A 26,127-nucleotide genomic window follows, 5' to 3' on the forward strand; every position below is an offset into this window, starting at 1 on the left:
CGTAGATATCTACTGTAGGCTTATACGTATTCCAGCTGCCGGCACTGAATCCCAGCATGCCTCCGAATTCAAATCTGGGTTTCTTTGTAATCAGGTTAACGATTCCGCCCGGACCTACGTTTCCGTAAAGCATGGCGTTGGCTCCTTTGAGGACTTCCACCCGTTCCAGGCTGGTTACTTCGGGAAATACCCCGCTGTTTACCCTGGCGCCGTTCTTAAAAATATTATCATTGGCAAAAGTAAATCCACGGCCGCCGAAACTGTCCTGTGAGCCTCCGCGCGCCGATGTAAGATAAATGCCGTTTACATTTTTTATGACATCGCTCAGCTGCCTGGCCTGCTGCTGTTCAATGATTTCATGGGTGACGATGGCAATGGGTTGCGGAGTCTCCATAACGGTAAGGTTCGACTTGGTGGATAAAGGTTTCGCCTTGTTTGGGTTTCCGGTTTTATGAAGATTCACATCTTCGATCGTCTGAATTCTGACGGTGTCAGATTCGGTGTTTTTCATTTGTGCGCCCACGGAAATGGCTGTGAATAATAATCCCAGGGCAACCAGCTGTTTTTTCATTGAATGTTTATTATTTAGAAGTAATATAAATAAAGTGCAAAAATATATTATTATTTAGAATCAATAAAAATAAAATGCTGATTTTTGTCATTTATCAGCTAAATTTCTCTTATTTGTAGTAAGCAAGTTGCAGGTTTTATCGATAACTTTGTTAAAAATCAAAAGAATGCAACTGATCAAAGCAGGGCTTTGCGCCTTCGGAATGAGCGGAAAAATCTTTCACGCTCCCTTTTTAAAAGAACATCCGGGCTATCATCTGGCCGCCATCGTAGAAAGGACCAGGGAAGATTCCCGGGAAAAATATCCGGAAGCCGTTATTTACCGGTCGGTGGAGGAAATGTTGGAACACGCGGATATCGAACTGGTGATCGTCAATACCCCGGTCCAGACCCATTATGAGTATACCAGAATGGCACTGGAAGCCGGAAAGAATGTTATCGTAGAAAAGCCGTTTACCGTAAATGTAGCCGAAGCAGAGGAACTGGTAAGGCTGGCAGAGGAAAAGGGCGTATTCCTCAGTGTTTACCAAAACCGCAGGTTCGACCGTGATTACCTGCAGGTACAGAAGATCATCAGCGAAGGAAAACTGGGAAACATCCGGGAAGCGGAAATCCGCTTCGACAGGTTCCGTACCGAAGCCAGCGGCAAAGCGCATAAGGAAGATCCGCAGGCTGCAGGTTCAGGATCGCTTCACGATCTGGGATCGCATCTGGTGGATCAGGCAGTGCAGTACTTCGGGTATCCGGAAAAGCTTTTTGCCGACGTCTTTTCTATGAAAGGAGATGGTTTTGCCAATGATTACTTTGAAATCATCCTGTATTATGGCAATGCGCTGAGGGTACGCCTGAAGTCCTCCGTATTTTCCAGGGAAGCCCATTACGCTTATACGGTGCATGGAGACCAGGGTAGCTTTCTCCAGGAAAGATCCGACAATCAGGAGAATGAGCTGGCTGCAGGTGCCCTTCCGGAATATGGACTGGAGTGGACACGGCCTCTGAAAGAGCCGGATGGAATCCTGAATATCCTGAATAATCAGCAACAAACCGAAAGAACCCTTACTTCCAGCGAGCCCGGAAACTATATGAATTATTACCAGCAGATCTATGAATTCATGGTATTCGGGTATGTACTGCCGTCGCCGGCTGAAGAAGTTATCAGGAATATGAAAATTATTGAGGCAGCTACAGAAAGCTCCAGGGAAGGTAAGGTGGTCAGCCTCGCCTGAGCAGCAATTTTTTAATAACAGGTCCTGAGTTATACGTTATGGGCCGGAGGTAATCATTCATAGTCTTTTCGGACAGGCGACGAGACCCGGAATGAATATTCCCGCAGATCCAGGAGAATCACCCGGAAGGTGTTCATCTTAAATCTGCGGGAATCCGGTATATTCAGGTGCTTTATGAAACAGTAGATCTGAAAAATCTTTGTATCGATAAAGACAAATTAAATTTTTAAACCTGGCTCATTGCTTATAACTCATAACTCACCATTATTTTAACTTTCTCCCAGCATTTCCTGGAGTTCCAGCCAGCGCATTTCGTGGTTTTCCAGTTTTTCAGAAACGGATTCCAGATCGGCAGAAAGCTTTGCTATTTTTTCGTAATCCGTTTCATTGTTCAGGTGTTCCAGGATGGAAGTTCTCCGGGCTTCCAGTTCGGGCATTTCTTTTTCAATGGTTTCCAGTTCTTTCTGTTCTTTGAAGGAAAGCTTTTTCTTTTTTGCAGGCGACGGTGGAATGTTTATGGCTGCTACAGTTTCTTTTACGGATTCTGTTTTTTGTGATGAAGGCTTTTCTGAGTGATCTTCTTTGCTTCTGGTTTCCCTGTACTCAGAAAAGGTGCCAACAAAATCACGGATTTTTCCTTCGCCTTCAAACGCGAGGATATGGTCTACGATCCGGTCCATGAAGTAACGGTCGTGGGAAACGATGATAAGCGATCCCTGGAACTGCTGCAGGAAATTCTCCAGCACGGTAAGGGTAGGAAGATCCAGATCGTTGGTAGGTTCGTCAAAAATCAGGAAATTTGGGTTCTGGTAAAGGATGTACATCAGGTGCAGCCTCCTTTTTTCGCCACCCGAAAGCTTGGAGATGGGAGAGTACTGCGTCTGGTCATCAAATAGAAACAGCCTGAGGAACTGAGATGCCGAAAGGCTTTTGCCATTGGCCAGCGGATAGTATTCGGCTGCTTCTTTAATGAAATCGATTACCCGTTCATCTTCTTTATACTGAAGGCCTTTCTGGGAAAAATAGCCGAAATGGATGGTTTCGCCGGTTTCAATTTCTCCATTATCAGCTTTTTCAAATCCCTGGATAATATTCAGCAACGTGGATTTGCCGGCTCCGTTCTTTCCTACGATGCCTACTTTCTCACCCCGCTGGAACTGGTAGCTGAAATCCTTCAGGAGCACTTTGCTTCCGAAGCTCTTATCGATATGATGGAGTTCAAGGATCTTGCTTCCCAGTCTCTTCATTTCAAAATCCAGTTCCAGTCCCTGTTTCCGGGTGTCGGTCTTGGCTACTTTTTCCGTATCGTAAAAAGCATCGATTCTTGATTTTGATTTGGTGGTTCTGGCCTTTGGCTGTCTCCGCATCCATTCCAGTTCTTTGCGGTACAGGTTGTTGGCTTTATCGATGGTAGCATTCAGGTTTTCCTCACGGATCATTTTATTTTCCAGATAGGTAGCGTAAGCTCCGTTATGCACATACAGGTTTCCGTCTTCCATTTCCCATATCGTATCGCAGACACTGTCCAGGAAATACCGGTCGTGGGTAACCAGCAACAAGGTAATTTTTGCCTTGCTCAGGTAGTTTTCCAGCCATTCCACCATTTCAACATCCAGGTGGTTGGTAGGTTCATCCATAATCAGGAGGGTATGGCGGTGTTCAGCCCGGGTTTCGGTAAGCAGTTTGGCCAGTGCGACCCGTTTGATCTGGCCTCCGGAAAGCGTTCCCATCTTTGCTTCGAGATCGGTAATTTTAAGCTGCGACAGGATCTGCTTCATTTCGTTCTCCAGGTCCCAGGCTTTGTGGGCTTCCATTTCCAGCAGTGCCTTTTCAATAAAATCGTTATCGGTGGAATGCAGCGACTGGTGGTAATTTTTCAGGGCCCGGATGGGGGCTGAATCCAGCGTCATCATAAACTCATCAATACTGAGCCGTGGATCGAAATCGATTTCCTGGTCAAAAAGCACCACCTGTATATCTTTGTTGATGACCACTGTTCCGCTGTCTGCAATCTCTTTGCCCATCAGGATTTTCAGCAGGGTGGATTTTCCGCTCCCGTTTTTGGCAACAATAGCAATTTTATCCCCTTCGTTGACGTGGAAAGAAATGTTTTCAAAAAGCACTTTGATGCCATAGGATTTGGTGAGGTTTTCTGCAGAGACGTAGTTCATAAATAAGTTTGACTAAAATTAAATGGATAACGGAGCGGCAAAAGTACGAAAAATGTAGCCAGAATAACCGTCCGGTAAATCTATGAAAACGTTATAGAATTATTATCACCGGTTGCCTGAATCACGACTGTTTTGGGGTTTTATTTTCAATAATTTATGATAAGTGGTATTTTTTAAATGTATTTTAATGGATTACGCAATAATTTTTGATTTAAATGTAATGTATGTTGAATTTTATTGTAGATTTATCTTAATTAAATCAAACCTAAACTTATGATGCAAATTAATTTCTGGGCTATCTTTTCAGCCGCTTTTCTTCCCCTGATCATAGGGTGGATCTGGTATCATCCGAAAGTCTTCGGCACGGTCTGGAGACGGGAGGCCGGATTAGCCGGTTTTCCTGTAAAAAGTCAGATGATCGGAGCCTATATTTTCTGTGTTATCCTGTCTGTACTGATGGCGTTTTTCATTCAGTATACCACGGTTCATCAGTTCGGAGCGCTGGGGATGGTGGGCGGAGATGAGATGAATGCTGAAAATTCCTATCATGCTTTTATGAAAGATTACGGAAAAGCTTACCGCTCATTCGGCCACGGAGCATGGCATGCTTTTATCGCAGGTTTCCTGTTCGTATTTCCTATGACTGCCGTAAATGCCATGTTTGAGCAGAAATCCTGGAAATATACGATGATTAATTCCGCATACTGGACATTTACCATCACCCTGATGGGCGGACTCATCTGCGGATGGTATGCATGTGACGGTTTTTATTGGGTAACCCAAAAATAATTTTCACGGTATAAAAGATAAAGCTACTTTTGTGCAGCCTCCTTTATGTCGTATACTTTGCACCATTACCGTACAGCCGGTGATCTTCCGGAAAACTGGAATTCCGTAATCGGGAAACATAATATTATGCTTTCCGGTGAATATTTTAAAGTACTTGAAACTTCCGCACCGGACAATATGCAGTGCTTTTTCATAGGTTTTTTTAAACAGGAACAGCTGATCGGCGGTGCCCTGGTTCAGTATCTGGACTTTTTGAAACATAAAACCTTTCAGAAAAATGAAATAGGGTACGGTCTGAAAAATCGTATCGCCCGTACATTCAGCAGGGATATTATGATTCTGGGTAATAATATGCTGACGGGGCAGAACGGATTTTATTTTGACGTTACGGAAATTACTGTGGATGAAATCATCCGGATGCTGGAAAAAGCCGTACAGCATATGCAGAAGGAGGTCCGGAAGACTTCACTGATCATCTATAAAGATTACCGGCCTGCTTTCGCAGATCTTTTTCAGAAGCATCGCCCGGGATATTTCCGGTTTTCCGTACAGCCCAATATGATTCTCAACCTGCAGGAACATTGGAAAACTTTCGAAGATTACCTTGGGGATTTCTCAACAAAATACCGGACAAGAGCCAGAACGGCCCGGAAAAAGCTGTCCGGTACCGAAAAAAGAGAACTGCATGCCGGGGATATAAAAAAATATGCTCAGGAAATGAACCTTCTTTATCAGCATGTAGCTGAACATGCCGCATTCAATACCTTCTTCCTGGCAGAAAACCATTTCGTCAGCATGAAAGAAAATCTGGGAGAAAATTTTAAGGTGTTAGGATACTTCTCAGAGGGTCTGCTGATAGGTTTCTTTACTATGATTATCAATGAATGTGATATTGATACTTACTTTTTAGGCTATGACAGAACGTGCCAGAGAGAAAAACAGTTGTATCTGAACATGCTGCTGGATATGGTGGAATTTTCTATAAGCCACCGGTACCAGAGGATTATCTTCGGGAGGACTGCGCTGGAGATCAAATCCACGGTCGGAGCAGAGCCGGTTGAAATTTCCGGATTTATCAGGCACCGAAATTTTCTGGTCAACCTGTTGATGAAGTATATTTTCCCCTCCGTCTCTCCCCGGACGGAATGGATCCGCCGGAAACCTTTTAAAGGATAGGAAAGGAGAGGTGTATACCTGCTGTACAGGAATCAGTCAAGTGTAAGCCGGTGTAGGGACCATGCATTGCCATTATAGAGGTTGAGGTCTACTTTCGTATTGATGCCGTGAACAATTCCGTTTTCCGTAAACTGCCAGAAATCCCATCGGTTATCAGGAGCAGGAGCGGGGACGTCATTATAATTAGCCAGCCAGAGCGGGTAACCGTCGAATTCGCCTTTCAGGAAATCTTTGTAATAATGATAGTAGGTATAGATAATGGGTTTCTTACCATAGGTTTCCTCTATGATCCTGCACCATACCTTCAGGTCTTCAAGGAGTTTTTCATTGGTTTTCCGTTTGGGGATTTTTTCAATATCAAGGATTGGCGGCAGATCGCCGCTTTCCAGTTTTACATTCTCCAGGAAATTATTGGCCTGAATAACCGGGTCTTCATCAGCCCTGTAAAAGTGATAGGCTCCGCGGATCAGTTCATGCTTTTGTGCCTGCTCCCAGAAAACGCCGAAATGTTTATCGGCACTGCGGTTTCCCATGGTGGCACGCATGATGACAAATTCGAGCGGGATGGTTTTGTTGCCGATGCTTAAGCTGTCCCATTTAATATCTTCCTTATTCTGGTAGTGGGAAATATCGAAGCCGTAGGTTTTATCCAGGTTGCCGGAAACAATGCTCTGGATTCGCGAAGCTTCCCTTTCGGTATTGTGCAGTTTGCGATGGATGAATTGATTGAAGTAAAGGGCGTAATAATAGCTGACGGACTGCTTCAGGTAGAGGCCGGTTCCGGCCAGAGCCAGCAACAGCAGGGCCAGAACAACTTTACGCCGGAACAGATAAGGCCTGCGGCGCCTGCGGTGAATTTCTTTGGCGGTTTTTTTGCTGTAGTTTTCTTTTGGCATAAAGTTTTACAAAACTAACTTTTTTTTCATGCCGGATGCTAAATAAAATCAGTAAATTTGTGTACTATGGAAACACGCGAAAAGATCATCATCATAGGAGGAGGTTTTGCGGGGCTGCAACTTGCAAAAACATTGAATAACAAGAACAAAAAAGTGCTTGTTTTAGACCGGGTAAACCATCATATGTTTCAGCCTCTTTTCTATCAGGTAGCGTGCGGAAGGATTGAACCTTCCAATATTTCCTTCCCTTTCAGGAAAATCTTTCAGCGTTCCCGGAACATCCAGTTCAGGCTGACGGAAGTAAAGTCCATTGACACGGCAAATAACAAAGTCATTACCGAAGAAGCCGAATTCAGCTATGACAAGCTGGTAATTGCCACCGGCTGCAAAACCAATTTTTTCGGAAATAAAGAAATGGAGGGCCGTGCCTTCGGGATGAAGAATACCCAGGAAGCCATCAGTATCAGAAATCATGTGCTGATGACATTTGAGAAGCTCATTATTGAAAAAAGCCGGAGCGACGACGGTAACTGGAACATCGTTATCGTAGGGAGCGGCCCTACCGGCGTAGAGCTGGCCGGCGCTTTTTCTGAAATGAAAAAAGAAATCCTCCCACGGGATTATCCGTATATGAATTTCGACCATCTTCAGATTATTCTGGTAAGCTCTACCGAAAAGCCGCTGGCGGTGATGAGCAAAGAAGCCCAGGAAAAATCCGAGCAGTACCTGAAAGATCTGGGGGTTACTTTTCTCAGTCAGGAATATGTAACGGATTATGACGGTGACAAGGTATACATGAAAAGCGGGAAAAGCATACCTTCCAATAACGTAATCTGGGCAGCGGGAGTAACAGGGAATGTGGTCGAAGGCTTCCCACAGGAGAAACTGATCCGGAACCGTTATATTACGGACCGCTATAACCGGATCAAGGGGTATGATAATATCTTTGCCGTCGGGGACATCGCCTATATGGAAACTCCGAAATATCCGCAGGGGCATCCGCAGGTCGCCAATGTAGCCATCAACCAGGCGAAGAATCTTGGCCGTAACCTGCTGAAAAAAAACGGCAGCGAGTGGAAGGAGTATGAATATGATGACAAAGGATCGCTGGCTACCATTGGCAAGCACCGGGCAGTCGTTGATCTGCCTTTTGTGAAATTCCAGGGGCTGCTGGCCTGGTTTTTCTGGATGTTCCTCCATCTGATGCTGATTCTCAGTGTACGGAACAAGCTTGCCGTATTTTTTAACTGGATGTGGAGCTATTTTAACAAGGATTCTTCTTTAAGATTAATAATTTTGCCGAATAAGAAAAACGGAACATTACAATGAGAATTGATATAATAAGTGTGCTTCCCGAGCTGATGGAAAGCCCGTTCAGGACTTCTATCCTGAAAAGAGCAATGGATAAAGGACTGGCAGAAGTGCATTTTCATCAGCTGAGAGACTGGGCCATCAATAAGCACCGGCAGGTTGATGACGAGCCTTATGGCGGCGGTGCGGGAATGGTTATGATGATAGAGCCGCTGGATAAATGCATTGCTGAACTGAAATCCCAACGGGAATATGATGAAATCATTTATCTGACTCCGGACGGCGTAACCCTGAACCAGAAAATTGCCAACACCCTTTCCATCAAAAATAACCTGATTTTCCTGTGCGGACATTACAAAGGAATTGACCAGCGGGTAAGGGAACTTCATATTACCAGGGAAATCTCAATCGGCGATTATGTACTCACCGGAGGCGAACTGGCCGCCTGTGTGCTGGCAGATTCCGTGATCCGCCTGCTTCCCGGTGTACTGAATGATGAACAGAGCGCATTGACAGACAGCTTTCAGGACGATCTTCTGTCGCCGCCCATCTACACAAGGCCTGAAGTCTATAAAGGTCTGGAAGTACCGAAAGTGCTTCTCAGCGGCAACTTTAAGAAGATCGAAGAATGGCGTCATAACGAAGCGGTAAGGATCACTCAGGAAAAACGTCCTGATCTGCTCTAGCTCCTTTTTCCCCTGAAACAGGGACTTTTTTTATTCTGATAAAATAAAATCGGAATAATAATCAAAATAATTTAGGATTAAGTTGAAAATATTTATTAACTTTCCCTGAATTAAGAATTTTATTATCTGTATTTTTGTTTCAATAGGATTTTTTATTACGTTTCATGGAGCTTTGGTTCTATACTTATTTAAAATATTAACCATTTCACTTATTTTAGTTTAATATTTTCACCTAATCTGAGAGCTGTTGATGTAAAATTAACCTGAAAATCTTTTTAGTTGGGTATTTTTTTTCTGAATAAAATAATAAATTTACATTTTGCAATTAAAACAAAAGTTTAAGATATTTTAGAAAGTTGAGTGAATGGAGCTGTTCAGTTTTTACAATGTGGAAAATTTATTTCCTCCGGATCCTGAATCAAAACATAAACTGAACCCTACTTATTCAGGATTGCGCAACTGGGATGAGCGGAAGTACCGGAACAAGCTTCTTAAGATAGCCCACGTTTTCCGGATGATGAAAGACCAAAATGCAGCATTGCCTTTTATGATAGGACTTGCTGAGGTTTCCGGTAAATCTGTGCTGGAAGACCTTGTACAGCTGGAACCTTTCACCGGGAATTACGGGATTGTGCATTACCCCTCAAGGGATGAAAGAAAAGTAGATGTGGCACTTCTTTACGATAAGGAGAAATTACAGCTCATATCGTCGGAAGCCATTACCTTCGATTTTGAAAATGTATACAAAAACACAGAAAATGTTGACACCACCAGAGATGTGCTTCATGCAAAAGTAAGATATAAAGAACAGGTTATCAATGTCTTTGTCGTTCATCTCCCCTCAAAGCGCGGGAAAGATATTAATAAACCCAAAAGAAACTTTATATTGAAAGAAATCCGGAACCGTATTTTACATAGCATTGATGAAGATAGAGAGCCGGTAATCCTGTGCGGCGATTTTAATGAAAATCCCGATCATGAAAACGTAACAGATGTTCTGTATGACCATATGCAGAAAAGGAGATTGGAAAACCCTTTTGAGCCATTGTTTTTAAAGAAAAAATACTCTGTCTTTCATCATAAGTGCGGGATGCTGTTTGACCAGATTATTCTTTCTGAAGACTTTTTCTCCAAAGACCTTGGTCTGGTATTTCAGGAAGCAGCGGTTTTCAGCCCTGAAAAAATCTGTACCCGGGACAGAAAATTTGCAGGCAGGCCACTGCGGACATTTGCCGGAACACGGTACCTCGGAGGATACAGCGATCATTTTCCTGTTTTTGTAAGATTAAGCGATTTATAAAAACATAAATAAGTAAGTATGAAAAATTCAGACGATACCAGTTATCAATTAGATTCGATTGATAAAGAAATTATCTATATGCTGATGGATAATGCCAAGACGTCTCTTGCGCACATCGCGAAAAATATAGGCATTTCCACAACCGCCGTCCATCAGAGAATAAAAAAACTCGAACAGGCAGGAGTGATCGAAAATTCAATTTCCTTTCTCAATCCCAAAAAGATCGGATATAAGGTTACGTCCTATATCGGGGTATTCCTGGATAAACCGAGCCACTATCCTGATATGGTAAAATCCCTAAGAGACATCAATGAAGTGGTGGAAGCCCATTACACCACCGGTAATTATACAATTTTTTTAAAAGTAATCTGTAAAGACAATGACCATCTGATGCAGATTTTAAGCAAACTTCAGAAGCTGAAAGGCGTAACGAGAACAGAAACTTTCATATCTTTGGAACAAGGTATTTACAGACAACTGAAAGTATAAGCTTATGAACATCGCCCGTTATTTGGACTCAACCTATTTGAAAACCCCCGAACAGTCGGGGCTGTCTGAACAGGAAACCCTGCAGAAAGATAAGGCTCTTGCCCAGGAAGCCATTGACCATGGTATTCTGGCCGTCATGATCCGTCCGGATTATGTGTCGGAAATCAAGAAATATATCAGTGAAAGAAATTCGGAGGTGATCGTAGGGACGGTTATTGGTTTTCATGAAGGTACCTTTCCGCCGGAACAAAAACTGGCGGAGGCATCAAAGGCTATAGAAGACGGTGCCGATGAACTGGATTTTGTGATTAATTATCAGGCTTATCTGGCAGGAGACCTGGACCTTGTAGAAGAAGAATTTCTAAAGTGTACCCAACTTTGCCTGCGACATCAGAAAATAGCCAAATGGATTATTGAAATCGCTGCCCTGACAGACGGACAGATCGCGGACCTGACCGGACGTATTTCCGGATGGGCGGAAGCCTTTTTTTCTGAAAAGGACCTGTCCCGTATCTTTATAAAATCTTCCACCGGTTTTTATGAAACTCCGGATGGCAAACCGAACGGAGCTACTTTCGAAGGCATCAGAATCATGATTGATCATGCCGGAAAACTTCCCGTGAAAGCTGCCGGCGGAGTACGCACACCGGATGATGCTGAAAGAATGATCCGGATGGGTGTGAAAAGGATAGGTACTTCCTCAGCCCTGGCATTGCTCAAAAGTGAAGCCGGACCGGAAAGATATTAAGCCCCTGGAACAAAAAAGCAAAAAAAACCATCAGCACTAAGGACTGATGGTTTTTTTTACATTTTAGATGTTTCAGAATTATTTACCAGATGATCTATCCAGCTTCAGAGTGAATAATTCCTAAGTTTATATTTTATATACTATAACGGATTAGACTAATAGTTGTTTATTAATCCCAGTACAATGATATTTTTTTATTTTTATTTGGTATATTCAAATATATTTTAATAATTTTGGAAAGACAAAAAAAATTAATATCCATGAAAAAGATCTTATTAGGTTTATTCCTCTTCACAGGAATAGTTTCCACATTTGCAGGTGGGAAAAAGGAAAATTCAGAAAATACTTTGACTTCCAATGTCGAGACGCAGGAGTCCGGCGATGAAAATCTTCTTAGAAGCTACGGATGTAAAGCAACAGCATACGTACAAAATTCTGAGACAGGTGAGTGGGAACCTTACCGTTCGTTCAGTATCTGTTGTTTCGATACTCCTGAACAAGCTTGTGCAGCTGCGCAATCAGAATTAGAAGATCAGTTAGGCATTGGCAATTAAAAGAAATTGTTACATTTAAGTAAGAGGCTTTTCTTTAAAAGGATAGCCTCTCTTTATTTTATAAATATAAAAATGAAAAATATTAAGTTTTGTTTACTTTTATTTCTGTTCACCGTTTCAATCCGTCTTTCTGCTCAGGAAAAATCATACACCGTAGAATATGCTGCAACCTCCGCTTCAGGTTCTACGGGAAAGGGAAATATCCTGATATGCACTAAGACAAGCTCCCTATACGGAAAGCTTAATGATAAAGATATCCAGCAGCAGAATACAATAAGTCAGGAACGAATCAATAATGATGTTTACATAAAGAGCAATAAGAAAGCTTATGTTTATAAAGATGTAAACCGGAATTTTATGATTTCAGATGAGAAGATTTTTCTGGACACATATATCGTAAAAGATGTAAATTCCGTGTTTAAATGGGAACTGCTAAATGAAACAAAAGAAATTTTAGGACATCTTTGTAAAAAAGCCAGGACAAAATTCAGAGGAAGAAGTTATGAGGCTTATTATGCAGAAGACCTTGAATATCCTTTCGGTCCATGGAAGTTTTCAGGGCTGCCCGGCCTTATACTTCAGGTAACAGCTGATGATCATTTCATCAGATATGATGCGGTAGAAATATTGCAGTCTGACAAAATGGTAGTCAATCCCTATCAGGACAATAGCAACCAAATAGAATTTAATACATTTAAAGAATTATACATTAAAAAATATAAAGAAGTAACAGCGGAGAGAAAGATGCCGGATGGGAGAACAGTGAACAGTGAAATGTCTAAAGGAGGTAAGGAAATTTATATTGAATTTTAAAAGTTGGTATGAGAAAATTATTTTATCTATTCTTTGTGTTTTATCTGGGTTTACATGCAAATGCTCAAAACTCAAGGTTTTTTTTCGAATACAAATTTGCACAGGACTCTTTAGTATTAGATTCCGTCTATACAGAACTGATGTATCTTGATATAAACGAAAGAGGATCCAAGTTTTACAGCAGAGATACATTTGTAACGGATTCAATTGTACAGAGTAAAATCAGAAGCCAGAGAGGACAGATGAGCATGAATATTAACGGGGGGCATTTTAAGGGCAGAATCAGGGATGTTGTTGAAAAGACATATCCACAATTTACGATCGATTTTTTTTCTTATATAGGATTCGACCGTTACCATACTTCAGAACAGCAGGATAAAATACAATGGAAAATTTTTCCCGATACAGAAAACGCAGGCGGTTGCAATGCCCAAAAGGCAGAAACCCGGCTTTTTGGGCGTATATGGACTGCCTGGTTTTGTAAAGAATATCCCATACAGGACGGACCATATAAATTTCATGGTTTGCCGGGCCTGATTGTTAAAATTTATGATGCTGACCAATCCCACATATTTGAGCTGAAGGGAATAAAGAATCTTAAGGATGAAGAAAAATGGATCAGTGAATTAGAACAGAAAAGTTCTAAAAAGCTTATAAAAGTCAGTAGGGATAAATTCAGAAAGGCATTTGTGGAAGACAGAAACGATCCGATGAAAGCATGGAGAAGCAGTCCCGGAGGAATGGTTTCCTATCAGGTGACCGATGCTTCCGGAAAGCCTGTCAATATGAAAGATATAAAACAAAGCAAAGAAGACCGGTTGAAAAAAGAAAATAATATTTTAGAACTGGATCTTATAAAAGGAAAGGCTGTTCCGCAATAGCGGTAACAGCCTTTTTATTTATACCTGCTGAGCAAGGTAGGCGGAATAAAACTCCCGGGTCTCTTCAATCAGGGTTTTCATTTCTTCCAGGGTGAAGACTTCCAGGAATTTCTTCCTGAAATCTTTAAAATGGGGAACGCCGCGGAAATAGTTGCTGTAATGCTGTCTCATTTCAACGAGACCCAGTCTTTCCCCCTTCCACTCTGCGCTCCATTCGGCATGTTGCTGTACTGCCAGCAGGCGGTCATCAATGGTTGGGGCCGGCAGATGTTCCCCGGTTTCAAAGAAATGCTTGATTTCATTGAAGATCCATGGATATCCGATAGCGGCACGGCCGATCATAATTCCGTCACATGCATATTTCTGTTTGTATTCAAGGGCTTTCTCCGGAGAATCGATATCGCCGTTTCCGAAAATCGGGATTTCAATATTCGGGTTCTGTTTGATCCTTGAAATGTGTTCCCAATCCGCTTCGCCTTTGTACATCTGCGCGCGGGTTCTGGCATGGATCGTCAGGGCTTTGATTCCGGTTTCCTGCAGCCGCTCCGCTACCTCATCGATATTGATGGAGTTGCTGTCCCATCCCAGTCTTGTCTTTACAGTAACCGGGAGACTGGTAGAACGTACTACAGCCTTCGTTAAGCGGACCATCAGGTCAATATCTTTTAACACCCCGGCACCTGCACCTTTGCAGACTACTTTTTTTACAGGGCACCCGAAGTTGATGTCTACCAGATCCGGATTCACGGTTTCCACAATCCGCGCGGACATCGCCATCGCTTCCTCGTCGCCCCCGAAAATCTGGATTCCGACAGGACGTTCATAATCAAATATGTCAAGCTTTTTCCGGCTTTTTATTGCATCACGGATCAGTCCTTCGGAAGAAATAAATTCCGAGTACATCAGATCGGCTCCATGCATCTTGCATAACCTCCTGAAAGGCGGATCACTTACATCTTCCATCGGTGCCAGCAGAAGCGGAAATTCCGGCAGCTCTATATTGCCAATTTTTATCATGGTGCAAATTTATGAAATTATAATGATTGTTTAAAAATCATGATGAAAGTCCGGGTCTTACCTGTCTGCCGGTACCGTTACACGGGCCCGGATATCTTTAGCTGTACCGGATTCCGGAAAATTTAAAAGCTCGCTTTTACCTGCATGCTTCCGATGTGAATCGTACGGTCTCCTGAATTTCTGCCTTCGTAATTGAGGTTCAGCTGAAGGAATGAATTCAGGGCCTGCTGGATAAATACGCTCCAGACCTGGTTTTTTCCCGGCTTGAGGCCATCCAGCATCTGGTTGCCGACAATGCTGAAGTTATTTCCTGTAAAATCATTGTTGATGAATGAAAAATTCCCCCTGATCGACGTTTTCCGGCGTTCCCATTGAATGGTTCCGGTGATATCAAAAGCTTTAAGCTGTTCCTCACCGTCCACCCGGTCTTTCTGACGGAAGGCAGAAGAAAATTCAGCCTGGATGGCATCGGTGAATTTATAAGTGGCTTTAGGTTTTGTTTCAAAATTATTCAGGCGGTAATCCCTGGTGGCGAAAAGCTGGGAAGAATTCCGGATATCATGTACGGAATTTTCCCAATCTACCCTGAACTCTTCATTGAACCAGTATCCGAGATTCAGGAAATGGGAAACCTGCCCGCGCTCTTCATTGCTGAAGTTGGCATTGATGAGGTTGTCATTTGAAATAAAGCGGTAATTCCCGTTCCAGCCGGATTTGTCAGTCGGGCTGAACTGTACGGAGGCAAGAATATTCTGGTTCTTGAGGATCTGATCGTCACTTTTTTCAAACGGATTCAGCACCAGTACCTTATCTTTCTTATAGAAGGAATTCTGGGAATTCAATGAAATGTTGAAATTCCAGCGCTTTAAAAACCGGTTTTCAGAATTGAATACCACTGAAGGATTAACAAACAGGGCCAGCTGGATCTTATTTTTGTTGGAAGGTAAATAGCGTACCGAATTCGTATAGATCCGGATATACTGTGCCAGGTCCGAATATTCGGCAATCTCAAATTCATCCAGCTGCTGTATGCCGTCTCCGTTATAATCCGTCCATTTGTAAATACCCTGACCGTCTGTTACCTTAATATACTGGAACTCCCGCTGGGCTTCCTGCCCGTTACCAAGTTCATAAAAGGCCTGCAGGCGCATTCCGTTCCTGAAAAGCTGCTGATTATAAAGGATGTTCCCTACCACGAAATCATTGTTTCTGGAAACATCGGCATCCTGGTTCTGGTAAAAGAACTTCCGGTAATGGAGCAGGGCATTCAGCGTGGTTCTTTCGGTTTTGATCAGCTGGCTTTCTGCCATAAACCCTAAGATATTATTCATGCTCTGAAGCCTGTTGTCCCGCACAGAGTCATTATCCCGCATATACACTTTTGCCAGCAGCTTGGTCCTTGTGCTGTCGCCGATCTTTTTCTGTACGAATATCTCTTTCCAGCTGAAACTGGTAACATCCATCAGCTGGGTGTCATTGTATTTCTTTTCATTGTGTTCCATACTTCCGCCCAGGGCCCAGCTGCCTTTTTTACCGGTATATTCCGTAGAAGCGCCGCCCCGGATAAATTTGGTATCCTGGAGCACAGCATTCGTATTTAAGTAGGAGAGGCTTCCTTTGGTGAAGAATTTCCCGCTGATCCAGCCGAAGTCGAGATCATTTTTAATCCCCTTATACGTGTCCTGCTCATCCAGGTAATTGACTCTGTAGTTCAGGGTGGATTTATTGTTCCACTTGTTCAGGAAGCTGAAGATGAACCGGTTCTGGGTTCTTCCGCTGAATTCCTGCGTAAGGTTAAAGTCCCTGGAAAACTCCACATCATTGATCCGGTCGAGGATATGGAACTGCCTGTCGATATACTGGTATTCAAAAGTAGGGGAGCCCTTCCAGTTGTTTTTGGCAAACGTCTTGTTCCCGAAGATCCTCCAGGCGTAGCCTATATTCTGGTCGGCATCCTTAGAGGAGAAAAGGTTGACATCATAATTGCTTAATGAAATATCCGCTCCTATTTTCCCGTCTTTCAACAGGTATTCGGAATTCATGGAATAGACCTGAGATTTTTCCGGGGAAGGTAATTTCCTTACGGCGCGGTATTCTCCCATATTAGGGCCTACATACGTAAATACCCTTCCGTTGTTGGTGGTCTGCGTAATTTTATATTCTCCGAGATTGGCTCCGAAATATGTGTAGGAAACGGCATACAATGTCTGGGTGGCATCAGTGGAAAACTCATAGTAATTTCCGGAAGGATTCTGTACAAGGCGGTACAGGATTTTATTCACATCATACTCTGTTGCCACGCCGGACGGGGCATACATCAGATTGGGATTATTTCCTGCTTCTGAAAGGATTTTCTGGTCTTCCGGGGAAAGATTCAGGGACAACGGTGCGTTTTTGTTGTCGTTTTCCATAAACCAGTTAAGTCCAAGCCTTAATTTTTCCCGTTTATGCTCAACTTTTCCGGTAAACAGGTACCGGGAATAGTTCCTGTTGGTATAATTATAGGAAATGGTAATGAAATTCTGCTGGAAAATAGGGCGGAAGCTGGTGAATGTTACTTCTCCGGTATTGTAATTGATGATGTAATCCTGGTTTTCACCGCGCTTCATCAGGATACCGTCAATAAATACCTGCTCGGAACCGGAAATAAGGGTAATGAACTGCTCACCGTTTTTACCGGTCAGCCGGTAAGGCCCCTGGTTGCCTTCCACTCCCTGAAAACGGATACGGTGAAATTCACTTCGTGCAACCCCCATTGATACATCGACAAATGTTTTGTTTTCCTTGCCGAATTCCGTCTGAAATTCAAGGCCCATGCTCCGCCGCTGGTATTTGGCGAAATAGTTCTTGGCTTCCACAAGATCCAGATGGCCGGCCCGGAGGATGGATTTATCCTTGATGTTGAGCTGCATATAGATTTTGTCGAATTCCTCCAGGGTCTGGGTATATCCGTCGGCCTGAATCGGAAGGTTATGGTCTGAAATACTGGCCAGGATGGTCACATCCTTTGAAAGGCGTCCCGAGATCTGGAGATCCATGGAACTCTGTACCGACTGGCCCTGGTTGTTTCCGAAAGTAATCCCGCGGATAATGGAACCTTTGGAGTTCAGTTCCCCCAAAAATCTTTTTTTGTCATTCCGGGCAAGGACGGCTTCGTCCACAATAATCCTGTTGCTGTTTTTTACAAAGTCCAGCGTGTCTTTTGCAAAGATGTCCTGTTCAAAACGGGCTGCAAGAATACTGTCCCGGGAGAGGGAATCCTGCCGGATGCTGTCCTGCGGAAGATTGGGATTCTTCCATGTAAAGACCTGAGCATTACCGGAAAATATGCCCGTACAGAACAACACGAATATCAGGATATAATTTCGCAAGCCTCTTTACAAATAGTCCGTAAAAATAACTAAAAATACTTAACGGATAAGGTTTTAATACTATTAACAAAAAATTAATCTGTTTATTGTCTAGTATTAAAAAAATGACCTAATTTTACCCTGCAAATTATTAATACCAAAAAAAATTTACACCATGAGGAAGATTTATTCTTTTATTGCCACCTTGGCAGTGACCGCTTTTTTATCAGCACAGGGATCTGAATCGTTTAACAATTTATCGGCAACACAGAATTCCTATACCGCCGGAAGCTATACCGGAGATAATGGGGTTACCTGGACGTTTGCCGGAGCCAGAAAAGTAACCACAACCGATAATGTTACCGATACTTCCATCGGATTCAGTGACAGCGGCACAAGAAGCGTAAGTGCCGGTTCAGGTGCCAACGGAGTAGGTAATATTACCTATACGGTAAGGTCTTATTTCACCGGAGGTACTGCCGCCAACAGAACCATTGCTGTATTTGTCAACGGAAACCAGGTAGATACCTATACATTGGCAGCCATGGGCACCAATTATACCAGAACTGCATCCGCTAACGTTTCCGGAAATGTAACCATCGAGTTCCGATCCACCGGAAGCAGGCAAATTGTTTTGGATGATGTTTCATGGACGCAGGCAGGAGGCTCTTTAGCCGTTACCGATTTATCCAAAGCCAGACCATCTTTCATTAAGAATACTTTTGTAAAAAATGATGAAATTCTTTTCGGTGCCGAAGTAAGAGATGTAAAAGTGTATAATCTGATGGGCCAGATGGTAAAATCAGCTTCCGTAAAGGAAAATGAAAATCTTAGTATTGCTGAATTACAGAAAGGCAACTATATCGTAACCGGAACAGTAAACAACCAGCCGGTTTCTCAGAAAATCCTCAAGGATTAAATGTAAAGTATCATAAAAACCGACCTCCGTTTCTTCGTGAAACGGAGGCTTTTATTTTACAGGCTTCCGGTTTCATGGTACTGTTTTTGTAATTTTAAGAACATCCAAATACACCATTATGAAAAAAATATTTACTTTCATCGGATTGGTTTCAATACCTGTTTTTTCAAGTGCCCAGATCGTCATCAGTGAAATATACGGCGGTGGCGGGGATGCAGGATCTTCTTTCAGAAACGACTATGTTATCCTGAAGAATATAGGCCTTGAAAATGCTGTCCTCAAAGGCGCTACCCTGCAATATGTTTCCTCCGCAGATAACAGTACGCAATACCATCTTCTTCCGGAAATCAACCTGATGCCAGGACAGACATTTCTTATTCAGGAAGGCTCAGGCGGAGGCGGAGTAAGCGATTTGCCTGCGCCGGATTTTATAGCAGGAAATATTATGAATTCAGAAGGTTACAGGACATCCGATAGCGGGATTAATATTGACCGGATTTCGGGAAGGGTGATCCTGGCCAGCGATGCTACCCGTGTTTTAAGTGCCGGTGATGCCAATGTGCTCGATTTTGTAAATTACGGCAGTACGGTCCAGTTTGCCGGAACTGGTACCACCGTATCTCCCAATTCAACGACCGCTTTTAAGAGAATGGAAAACAGCATGACCAATACCTTTGATTTCGTCATCGCACCGGCAAGCCCGGGGAATGCTGCCATACCTGCCGCAAGTGCCGTCATTAATGAAACCGATGTCAACTATTCCAAATTTAATTTTATCCTGAATCCTTTCATTAAAGGCGATACGGATCTCGTTTTCGGCGGCGAGGTACAGAATGTAAGGATATTTGATGAATTCGGGCAGGTTGTCATGCAGTCTCCGAAAAAGACCGCTTCGGGACTTAACATCATTGAACTTCCGAAAGGGAAGTACACCGTTACGGGAATGATCAACAACGCACCGGTTTCACAGCAGATCGTCAAAGATTAAGTTTTCTTACTTCTTTGGAACAGGCTTTAGTAGCTTGTACTATTTCTTTGTTGCCCGGTTTCAGTACCGGAATCAATACCAGCCTCTGCGGGCAGCATTAATAATAGAACCGAGATTGAGGACAAGCGTATACCTGATCCTTTTAGCGTAATCTTTAAAAGCCGGTTCAAAGCCAAGTGATGACTGTACAGGGAAGTAAATTTCAAGGAAATCCGGAATGACGCGCACTTTTACGCCGCTGTCCCAGATAAATTTTGTAGGCTGACCATTGTTCTGATAAACTCCGGCATCTGCATACACGTGAAAAATCTTCCAGACGCTGGTGTCGACATTAACGGAAGTTATCCATTTGTTAACGGTGCCGGGAATAAAGGATTTGAAGCCTCCGTCGGCAAGTACATATTGCTGTGAAAGGATTCCGCCCGTAGCACTCTGCCCAAGCAGGTTATACGAGAATGAATAATCGGAAACCCTGGAAATGCCATAGTTGAAAGTGTTGTTCCGGGTCTTGTTGTTGATGAAATAACCAGCAAACAAGCGAAGGCTTAACTTTTGCCGTGGTGCAAATTCCCACCGGTAAAATCCTTCGGCCGTTACTTTCTGGAAATCTTCCATCCACTGGGAACTCACGCTCAGGCTCTTTTCATGGATGCTCTGGTTATCGGAGTAGCCATACCCCACACTCCACAGGTTATACCGGTCATAATCGTTTTTCAGGATCATTTCAGCGTTCAGATCCCTTTCAAAATAATTATACGAAATCCCGATGCCGCGGCTGACGGTACTTCTCGGATTCTTCCTGAAATTGATATTTGAATAAACGGAAGCTTTCTGGTAAGCCAGATCATAATCGTAATGGTAACGGGATCCCGAAATCCCGAAAGTAATGCTTCTGAAAATACTTTCTGCAGGCAGGAAAGAATAGGCTACCGCTCCGGAACCCACCAGTTTTCCGGTTCCGGTACTGTAGGTCGGAGTAATGGAGTAGAGAAACTTCTGATCAAAAAGCGACTGGTTTTTAAAGTTGAATCCGATCAGGAATTTGTCATAGGTGTTATTGAAGCGGACCCTGGGATTTACATAAATTTCATTGAATTCCGGATTGGGGATGTCTTTAATCAGCTTCAGTTTTATTTTCCTCATGTTTGAGAAAATCCCTTTGGCATACAGGAAATTATCCCGGTAATTGGCTTCAGGGAAAATATAATCGTCATTCAGGGTGATTTTATAGGTATTAAAAGCAGGAATGGAGACGGTTTTTGATTTTTCGTCGTCCATGTCAAGCCAGTATGATCTCTTTTTACCATCCCTTTCTTCAGTCTGAAGTTTTACAGGAATATCTGCAGAAGTATTTTTACGGATTCTGATCTGCAGGGAATCGCCTTCTTTCCTGAATCTTTTCAGCTGGAAGTTTACCCTGTTTTTGTGCTGGATGAATTCTTCAAGATAAGCCGTTCTTCTGTCGTTCAGGGCAAGTTCTTTCAGGAAATCTCTCGGATCGGTCTGCCGGTCTGTATGGGTGCGGATAAAATCCTGTACCAGCCGGTCAAATTTTGCATAGCCCATTTTATCTGCGGAATAGCTGAAGAGAGTACCTGTCTCAAAATGGCTGATGGCCATATCGTTGAAATTGCTCAGTACTGCATATTTCTCATCGATTTTCTGGTCCAGGTTCTGGGACATGATGTATTGATAGGCAAGGCCATACCGTTCGGTCAGTTTTACCTGGGAAGCATGGAAAAGCTTCAAAGGTTTGATTCCGAAAATTTTGGTCTCCGGCAATGCGCCGAGGAGTTTGGTTTCAGGATAGAATTTTTGCAGGTACTGCATTTCCAGATAGGATTTCAGCCCGTTTTTAAACCAGTGGTTGTCCTGTTTGTCAGTTATAATGCTTTCATCCAATACTTTCTTGGCAATAATCCCGAAATAATCGAGGTCTGTTTTCTCCGCATCGGTAAACAGCTGGAACCTGAATTTCCAGAATCGGATATCATTATTTCCGAAGAAGTCTTCTTTGGATCTGAATTTTTCGGATATGAAAATCCTCTCGGGAAGGGTTCCTGTTTTTTCTTTGATAAATTTAAGATGCAGCGGAAGATAAAACTCAAGATTCTGTTTTTCCTCCGGTTTCAGGTTGTACCCGAACTTCACTTCGGTATTGATGCCATCCGTATTGACTTTGATGGATGGGAATTCGTTCTGGGAAATCAGGAACTCAGGATCTGAATCAAGATATCCTTTAAAAGAATTCATCTGTACCTGCTGAAGGTTGCTCTCGATAAAATAACTCACCGGAATATCGAAATTGATGGTCCAGAAGGTATTGAAGCTTACCGATTCTTCTATATCAGCATAATTCCTGGGAGAAATATTGTCCGGATCGAAACGATCCGGAACAATAAAGAAGTATTTTAAAGCTGTCTGCTGACCGGATGTTCCATAGCCGGTGAAGCGCTGATCAGGAATCCGGATCTGATAGACGAGCTGCAGTGTTGTTTTTTCGCCGGGCATCAGGGGCTGCTTCAGCGGGAGGATAAGGTTTTCATCGGCGGGCGATGAAACCGGGATTTCCGCGTCTCCATTTTGAATCTGCAGGCTCAGGAGCTGGCCCAATGCTTCCGGTTTCGCAAAATGGAGATCCGTATTCCGGTCTTCCAGTTTCCGGTAGACAAGGGAAGTTCCTCTTCTGTTATAGGCAGCCACCCAGTTCAGGAGCTTCAGTGATGGCATTTCCTTCCCGGAATGGTTATAATAAACGATTTCCTGGCGGACATTCATTGTTTTTCTGTCCTGGGAGAGCTGGGCTTCAATATAAATGCTGTCCTTCTGTGCAGAAACCTCTGCAACACCCCAAAACAAAATAAGACAAATGCTAACCCTTTTCAATATTTCTGATAAAGTATCAAATATAACTTATTTTTTCAGAAATTAAAACAGGATTTTCAGTTCCCCGCTGCTTTTTTTTCCAGTGAGCTCAGATAGGCATTCCAACCTTCATTTTTATACAGGGCTGCAGCCGCTTCAGGATTTTCCGCTTTATAGATTCCTCTTCCTACGATAATGAAATCGGTATGAAGCATTGTAAAGACATGCTCCGGCGTATTGTACTGCTGGCCTTTTCCATCTCCCGAATCCGCAAGATTTACGCCAGGCGTAAACAACAGCATTTCTTCAGGAAGTACGTTTTGTGAAACTCCGCCGATGACGTTCGGGTGGGATGAAGCGATCTTCAGTGCTTCTTCACGGTAACTCGCTGTGGTCAGGGCTCCTTTGGAAGACATCCCGATGATGGCAACGACACCTACATTTTTAAAACAGTCCAGGGACTCGAAACCGCCGATGACCTGAGAGGTTACAAAATCTGCCCAGCCGGTGATGTTGAAAATACCGCTGGTAAACTGAAGCTCCTGGGTATTCCCGATGTCTGCGAATTTACGGTCTTCCATCAGCAGGAAGTTATGTTTGGAAGCCAGAGCCTTCAGAGGGACAATGGTTTTCCCGTAATCGAAATCGGAGATGATGTCAATATGGGTCTTCAGAGCAATGATGTGGGGGCCTGTTTTTTCTGCCAGTTCCAGCAGTTCCCGGGTTGTGGTTACATCGGCCGATGCAATAAGGTTGGATTTTTTGGATAATGCCGTTTCCAGTAATTTTTTAGCAACGGAATGTTCTGCCACCTGCAGTTTCTGTTCGTATGAGGATCTGGTTTTCTCGTCAAACTGAATGTGGTTCCCCTGCAGAAAGTCATGGATCCTATTTACTTCGTCATCAGAAAGTTCCCCGGTTTCCTTCAGGATTCCGCAGACCTCTGTAATGTTGAAAAGGGTATGGACCTTATATCCTCTGCTTTCCAGCAGCTGCTTTCCGCCCTGTTCCCTGTCCAGTACCACAACGATATCTGCTACTTTGAGGTCTTCCTGTTCCACTTCTGCAATGGTTTCAATCAGGGATTTCCCGGATGTGATCACGTCTTCTACCAGAAGGCAGTTCTGTCCCTTTTGGTAAATCCCTTCAATCAGCTTTTTAGTTCCGTAGTTCTTGGCTTCTTTTCTTTTGATGATTAATGGAATGTAACTTTCCAGCGACATGGCGGTAGCCATCGGGAGAGCAGCATAGGGAACCCCGCAGATGAGATCGAAATTATCCAGCGGAAGCATATCGAGGAGATAGTTGGCCAGGTTTTTCAGGATTTTCGGGTCTGAAGCCAGGGGTCTCAGGTCTACATAGAACGGGCTTTCAATGCCGCTCTTTAAGGTAAATCTTCCGAATTTGATGATGCCCAGTTTATAGCATTCTAAAAAGAATTCTTTTTTACTTTCCATTATTTTTTATTAGATGTTGCAAATTTAAGGATTTGAGATGAAGGCTGAAAGTTCGGGGCCGTCAATTATGAATTTTACTGCTGTCAACTGCAGACCGGATACCAAAAAAACCATCCGGTTCCGGATGGTTCTGTATTATTTTACAATTTCAGCGTCAATGACTGTAGTGCCTGCTGCGCTGTACTTTCGCTCGGCTTCCCAGGTAAGGAACCTGTCCACTTCCTTTATCAGTTTCGGGATTACCAACGACAGGACTGCCAGATCGTCCATAATTCCCAGTACCGGTAAGGCAATATCCGGAAGAAGATCAATCGGAGAGATGACGTATAGAAGTCCCAGCATAGGCAGAATCATATTGACAGACCTCATCGGATAAATTCCTTTTCTCCACATCTGTACCATTCTGAATATATCCGGAATCTTTCTGACGAAACCTTTATGACTGATGGCTTCTTTCGCCAGACTCAGTTTAGAATACTTCATTTTTAGTGTTTGCTTTACATAATTTTAGAACTGTATAATTTCCAAAATGCATACCAACCTGAGAAAAATTGACTTAAAATTATTTAATAATATTATCAATGAACTGGTGTACCGATTCTGTATTCCAGTCTCTTGAGGCATCTTCCTTGATCAGGATACGGCCGTCATGGTCCAGCAGGTAGGTTGTAGGGAAGACCTTTGGGAGTATTTTTTCTGAGATCGGGCTCCGTGCAATATAGACCGGAACGTTGTATTTATTTTCCTTAAGAAATTTCTTTACGGCATCCTCCTGATCATTCATGGCAATCAGGACGAAATCAACATGCTCCTTTCTGGTATCGTACAGCTTCTGGATCGAAGGCCATTCTTTGCGGCAGGGCGGGCACCAGGTTCCCCAGAAATTGAGGAATACGGCCTTGTTCCTGAAGCTTTTAAGATTGGTATCCGGAGTGTTAATGCCTTTCAGATCTACGTCATAATCCTCTTCACTGATATGAACTGCATTTTCAATGGTAGCGATCGGGAAAAAAGCTTCCTGCAGTCTGTCTTTAACTCCCGGAACAAATGCAATCATTGCGATAAGGGCAATAAGTACAATATAAATGATGTTTTTTTTCATGTTTTCCAGCCGTTTATATTAAAGGAGTTCCAGGATTTCCCGGATGGCATCTTTGCCCCTGTTTTTTGCATAGTAGAGCTGCAGGTCATTATAAAATTCATCTTTGGGATAAGCTTCCGGATCAGCCTTATGCTTCATCAGCAGTTCTTTGCCGTAAACCGGGCGTGGGCCCCAGGAATTTTTTACGGTAAAATCATCATTCAGGATAATGACTTTCGGGATGGATTCCGTACCGTTGGTCAGAAACTGCCCGATGAGGCTTTTATCGCTGTCCCTGAGGAAAATTCTCACTTCATTATGGTTTTCGAAAAATTTAACCAGTGCCGGAACGGTAGCACTTGCATCGCCGCACCATACTTCTGAAACGATTAAAATTTTACCGTTGAAATCCTTGGATTCCAGTTCCTGCAGTTGGTCCGCATCCGGAGTATATTTTTTAAGGGTTCTTTCTATTCGCTGGATCCCCAGTGAATAATAAGGCCTGAAATCAATATCCTGTTGGGTAACAGGGAGTTCCAGTCTCTGTCTTCCTGTTTCCACATATTCTTCAAAGGAGATGCCTTTTTCCCAGTAATTTTTCATGATTACCTATGGTATTTAAAAGTTGTTGATATTTCTGGTTTTGTTGATAAGGAATAAATCGGCCAGTACGAAAGCGGCTAAACTTTCCACTACCGGCACAGCTCTCGGGAGTACACAGGGATCATGGCGTCCCTTGCCTTCCACAATCACAGGGTTTCCGTTTTTGTCTACGCTTTCCTGGGGCCTGATGATGGTGGCAACTGGTTTAAAAGCTACCCGGAAATAAATATCCATTCC

Annotated in this window: 24 protein-coding genes; 13 read left to right on the forward strand and 11 right to left on the reverse strand. The window is 43.2% G+C overall.

Going from position 1 to position 26,127, the window contains the following annotated elements; genetic code table 11:
- Nucleotides 1–571, reverse strand: a 571-nt coding sequence (locus QZ735_RS00440; RefSeq protein WP_294243171.1) for a TonB-dependent siderophore receptor, incomplete at its 3' end; no start/stop codon positions are given.
- 166 nt (nucleotides 572–737) lie between these two features.
- Here QZ735_RS00440 and QZ735_RS00445 point away from each other — a divergent pair.
- Nucleotides 738–1,796: a Gfo/Idh/MocA family oxidoreductase gene (locus QZ735_RS00445; protein ID WP_294243173.1), complete on the forward strand. Its 1,059-nt coding sequence runs from the start codon at nucleotides 738–740 to the stop codon at nucleotides 1,794–1,796.
- Between the two features lie 269 nt (nucleotides 1,797–2,065).
- Here QZ735_RS00445 and QZ735_RS00450 read toward each other — a convergent pair whose 3' ends face one another.
- Nucleotides 2,066–3,967 (reverse strand): ABC-F family ATP-binding cassette domain-containing protein, encoded by a 1,902-nt coding sequence (locus QZ735_RS00450; protein ID WP_294243175.1) that lies wholly within the window; start codon nucleotides 3,965–3,967, stop codon nucleotides 2,066–2,068.
- Between the two features lie 273 nt (nucleotides 3,968–4,240).
- On the opposite strand from QZ735_RS00450, the gene QZ735_RS00455 reads away from it, so the two are divergent.
- Nucleotides 4,241–4,756, forward strand: coding sequence for a DUF1761 domain-containing protein (locus QZ735_RS00455; RefSeq protein WP_294243176.1), 516 nt, complete (start codon nucleotides 4,241–4,243; stop codon nucleotides 4,754–4,756).
- A gap of 45 nt (nucleotides 4,757–4,801) precedes the next feature.
- Nucleotides 4,802–5,932 carry an 8-amino-7-oxononanoate synthase gene (locus tag QZ735_RS00460; RefSeq protein ID WP_294243178.1) on the forward strand — a complete coding sequence of 377 codons (1,131 nt, stop codon included), beginning with the start codon at nucleotides 4,802–4,804 and terminating at the stop codon, nucleotides 5,930–5,932.
- 32 nt (nucleotides 5,933–5,964) lie between these two features.
- Here QZ735_RS00460 and QZ735_RS00465 read toward each other — a convergent pair whose 3' ends face one another.
- Nucleotides 5,965–6,828: a GH25 family lysozyme gene (locus QZ735_RS00465; protein ID WP_294243180.1), complete on the reverse strand. Its 864-nt coding sequence runs from the start codon at nucleotides 6,826–6,828 to the stop codon at nucleotides 5,965–5,967.
- A gap of 66 nt (nucleotides 6,829–6,894) precedes the next feature.
- Here QZ735_RS00465 and QZ735_RS00470 point away from each other — a divergent pair, with 66 nt between their 5' ends.
- From QZ735_RS00470 to QZ735_RS00505, 8 genes are all read left to right on the forward strand, one after another.
- Nucleotides 6,895–8,157 (forward strand): NAD(P)/FAD-dependent oxidoreductase, encoded by a 1,263-nt coding sequence (locus QZ735_RS00470; RefSeq protein WP_294243182.1) that lies wholly within the window; start codon nucleotides 6,895–6,897, stop codon nucleotides 8,155–8,157.
- The gene (trmD, locus tag QZ735_RS00475) at nucleotides 8,154–8,825 is read left to right on the forward strand and encodes a tRNA (guanosine(37)-N1)-methyltransferase TrmD (protein ID WP_294243184.1); all 672 of its coding nucleotides are present in this window, start codon (nucleotides 8,154–8,156) and stop codon (nucleotides 8,823–8,825) included. The genes QZ735_RS00470 and trmD overlap by 4 nt, the downstream gene beginning before the upstream one ends.
- A 388-nt stretch (nucleotides 8,826–9,213) precedes the next feature.
- On the forward strand, nucleotides 9,214–10,125 hold the full coding sequence (locus QZ735_RS00480; RefSeq protein WP_294243187.1) for an endonuclease: 912 nt from the start codon (nucleotides 9,214–9,216) through the stop codon (nucleotides 10,123–10,125).
- An 18-nt stretch (nucleotides 10,126–10,143) separates the two neighbouring features.
- Nucleotides 10,144–10,614 carry an Lrp/AsnC ligand binding domain-containing protein gene (locus QZ735_RS00485; RefSeq protein ID WP_294243189.1) on the forward strand — a complete coding sequence of 157 codons (471 nt, stop codon included), beginning with the start codon at nucleotides 10,144–10,146 and terminating at the stop codon, nucleotides 10,612–10,614.
- A gap of 4 nt (nucleotides 10,615–10,618) precedes the next feature.
- Nucleotides 10,619–11,362 (forward strand): deoxyribose-phosphate aldolase, encoded by a 744-nt coding sequence (gene deoC, locus QZ735_RS00490; RefSeq protein ID WP_294243191.1) that lies wholly within the window; start codon nucleotides 10,619–10,621, stop codon nucleotides 11,360–11,362.
- A 260-nt stretch (nucleotides 11,363–11,622) separates the two neighbouring features.
- Nucleotides 11,623–11,916: a hypothetical protein gene (locus QZ735_RS00495; RefSeq protein ID WP_294243193.1), complete on the forward strand. Its 294-nt coding sequence runs from the start codon at nucleotides 11,623–11,625 to the stop codon at nucleotides 11,914–11,916.
- Between the two features lie 72 nt (nucleotides 11,917–11,988).
- A complete protein-coding gene (locus QZ735_RS00500; protein WP_294243195.1) occupies nucleotides 11,989–12,729 on the forward strand; it encodes a GLPGLI family protein in 741 nt (246 codons plus the stop codon).
- Between the two features lie 8 nt (nucleotides 12,730–12,737).
- The gene (locus QZ735_RS00505) at nucleotides 12,738–13,610 is read left to right on the forward strand and encodes a GLPGLI family protein (protein ID WP_294243197.1); all 873 of its coding nucleotides are present in this window, start codon (nucleotides 12,738–12,740) and stop codon (nucleotides 13,608–13,610) included.
- Nucleotides 13,611–13,628: 18 nt separating this feature from the next.
- Here the strand turns inward: QZ735_RS00505 and dusB are convergent, their stop codons facing one another.
- Nucleotides 13,629–14,627 (reverse strand): tRNA dihydrouridine synthase DusB, encoded by a 999-nt coding sequence (dusB, locus tag QZ735_RS00510; protein ID WP_294243200.1) that lies wholly within the window; start codon nucleotides 14,625–14,627, stop codon nucleotides 13,629–13,631.
- A 122-nt stretch (nucleotides 14,628–14,749) separates the two neighbouring features.
- On the reverse strand, nucleotides 14,750–17,974 hold the full coding sequence (locus tag QZ735_RS00515; protein ID WP_294243201.1) for a hypothetical protein: 3,225 nt from the start codon (nucleotides 17,972–17,974) through the stop codon (nucleotides 14,750–14,752).
- Between the two features lie 178 nt (nucleotides 17,975–18,152).
- Between QZ735_RS00515 and QZ735_RS00520 the strand changes: the two genes are divergently transcribed.
- Entirely contained in the window at nucleotides 18,153–18,896 is a 744-nt protein-coding gene (locus QZ735_RS00520) for a T9SS type A sorting domain-containing protein (RefSeq protein WP_294243202.1), read from the forward strand.
- 118 nt (nucleotides 18,897–19,014) lie between these two features.
- Entirely contained in the window at nucleotides 19,015–19,884 is an 870-nt protein-coding gene (locus QZ735_RS00525; RefSeq protein ID WP_294243204.1) for a T9SS type A sorting domain-containing protein, read from the forward strand.
- A gap of 72 nt (nucleotides 19,885–19,956) precedes the next feature.
- On the opposite strand, the gene QZ735_RS00530 is transcribed toward QZ735_RS00525, so the two are convergent.
- The 6 genes from QZ735_RS00530 to QZ735_RS00555 form a co-directional block, all read right to left on the reverse strand.
- Complete coding sequence (locus QZ735_RS00530; RefSeq protein WP_294243206.1) at nucleotides 19,957–22,743, reverse strand: aminopeptidase; 2,787 nt, start codon at nucleotides 22,741–22,743, stop codon at nucleotides 19,957–19,959.
- An 83-nt stretch (nucleotides 22,744–22,826) separates the two neighbouring features.
- Nucleotides 22,827–24,206 carry an orotidine-5'-phosphate decarboxylase gene (gene pyrF / locus QZ735_RS00535; protein WP_294243209.1) on the reverse strand — a complete coding sequence of 460 codons (1,380 nt, stop codon included), beginning with the start codon at nucleotides 24,204–24,206 and terminating at the stop codon, nucleotides 22,827–22,829.
- 135 nt (nucleotides 24,207–24,341) lie between these two features.
- Nucleotides 24,342–24,689 (reverse strand): DUF1232 domain-containing protein, encoded by a 348-nt coding sequence (locus QZ735_RS00540; protein ID WP_294243212.1) that lies wholly within the window; start codon nucleotides 24,687–24,689, stop codon nucleotides 24,342–24,344.
- A gap of 79 nt (nucleotides 24,690–24,768) precedes the next feature.
- Entirely contained in the window at nucleotides 24,769–25,308 is a 540-nt protein-coding gene (locus QZ735_RS00545; protein ID WP_294243213.1) for a TlpA disulfide reductase family protein, read from the reverse strand.
- An 18-nt stretch (nucleotides 25,309–25,326) separates the two neighbouring features.
- Nucleotides 25,327–25,890, reverse strand: a complete 564-nt coding sequence (locus tag QZ735_RS00550) for a thioredoxin family protein (protein WP_294243215.1) — start codon at nucleotides 25,888–25,890, stop codon at nucleotides 25,327–25,329.
- Nucleotides 25,891–25,905: 15 nt separating this feature from the next.
- A partial coding sequence (locus tag QZ735_RS00555; protein ID WP_294243216.1) for a chorismate synthase occupies nucleotides 25,906–26,127 on the reverse strand: 222 nt, incomplete at its 5' end.

Source organism: uncultured Chryseobacterium sp. (assembly GCF_913776365.1).
Taxonomy (GTDB): domain Bacteria; phylum Bacteroidota; class Bacteroidia; order Flavobacteriales; family Weeksellaceae; genus Chryseobacterium.

Bases quoted from the DNA above. Each gene is read 5' to 3' on its own strand.
- QZ735_RS00550 (WP_294243215.1), bottom strand. From the start codon at position 25,890: ATGAAAAATTACTGGGAAAAAGGCATCTCCTTTGAAGAATATGTGGAA.
- QZ735_RS00465 (WP_294243180.1), bottom strand. From the start codon at position 6,828: ATGCCAAAAGAAAACTACAGCAAAAAAACCGCCAAAGAAATTCACCGC.
- QZ735_RS00540 (WP_294243212.1), bottom strand. From the start codon at position 24,689: ATGAAGTATTCTAAACTGAGTCTGGCGAAAGAAGCCATCAGTCATAAA.
- QZ735_RS00500 (WP_294243195.1), top strand. From the start codon at position 11,989: ATGAAAAATATTAAGTTTTGTTTACTTTTATTTCTGTTCACCGTTTCA.
- deoC (WP_294243191.1), top strand. From the start codon at position 10,619: ATGAACATCGCCCGTTATTTGGACTCAACCTATTTGAAAACCCCCGAA.
- QZ735_RS00545 (WP_294243213.1), bottom strand. From the start codon at position 25,308: ATGAAAAAAAACATCATTTATATTGTACTTATTGCCCTTATCGCAATG.
- QZ735_RS00485 (WP_294243189.1), top strand. From the start codon at position 10,144: ATGAAAAATTCAGACGATACCAGTTATCAATTAGATTCGATTGATAAA.
- QZ735_RS00470 (WP_294243182.1), top strand. From the start codon at position 6,895: ATGGAAACACGCGAAAAGATCATCATCATAGGAGGAGGTTTTGCGGGG.
- pyrF (WP_294243209.1), bottom strand. From the start codon at position 24,206: ATGGAAAGTAAAAAAGAATTCTTTTTAGAATGCTATAAACTGGGCATC.
- QZ735_RS00455 (WP_294243176.1), top strand. From the start codon at position 4,241: ATGATGCAAATTAATTTCTGGGCTATCTTTTCAGCCGCTTTTCTTCCC.
- trmD (WP_294243184.1), top strand. From the start codon at position 8,154: ATGAGAATTGATATAATAAGTGTGCTTCCCGAGCTGATGGAAAGCCCG.
- dusB (WP_294243200.1), bottom strand. From the start codon at position 14,627: ATGATAAAAATTGGCAATATAGAGCTGCCGGAATTTCCGCTTCTGCTG.
- QZ735_RS00450 (WP_294243175.1), bottom strand. From the start codon at position 3,967: ATGAACTACGTCTCTGCAGAAAACCTCACCAAATCCTATGGCATCAAA.
- QZ735_RS00525 (WP_294243204.1), top strand. From the start codon at position 19,015: ATGAAAAAAATATTTACTTTCATCGGATTGGTTTCAATACCTGTTTTT.
- QZ735_RS00445 (WP_294243173.1), top strand. From the start codon at position 738: ATGCAACTGATCAAAGCAGGGCTTTGCGCCTTCGGAATGAGCGGAAAA.
- QZ735_RS00495 (WP_294243193.1), top strand. From the start codon at position 11,623: ATGAAAAAGATCTTATTAGGTTTATTCCTCTTCACAGGAATAGTTTCC.
- QZ735_RS00460 (WP_294243178.1), top strand. From the start codon at position 4,802: ATGTCGTATACTTTGCACCATTACCGTACAGCCGGTGATCTTCCGGAA.
- QZ735_RS00520 (WP_294243202.1), top strand. From the start codon at position 18,153: ATGAGGAAGATTTATTCTTTTATTGCCACCTTGGCAGTGACCGCTTTT.
- QZ735_RS00505 (WP_294243197.1), top strand. From the start codon at position 12,738: ATGAGAAAATTATTTTATCTATTCTTTGTGTTTTATCTGGGTTTACAT.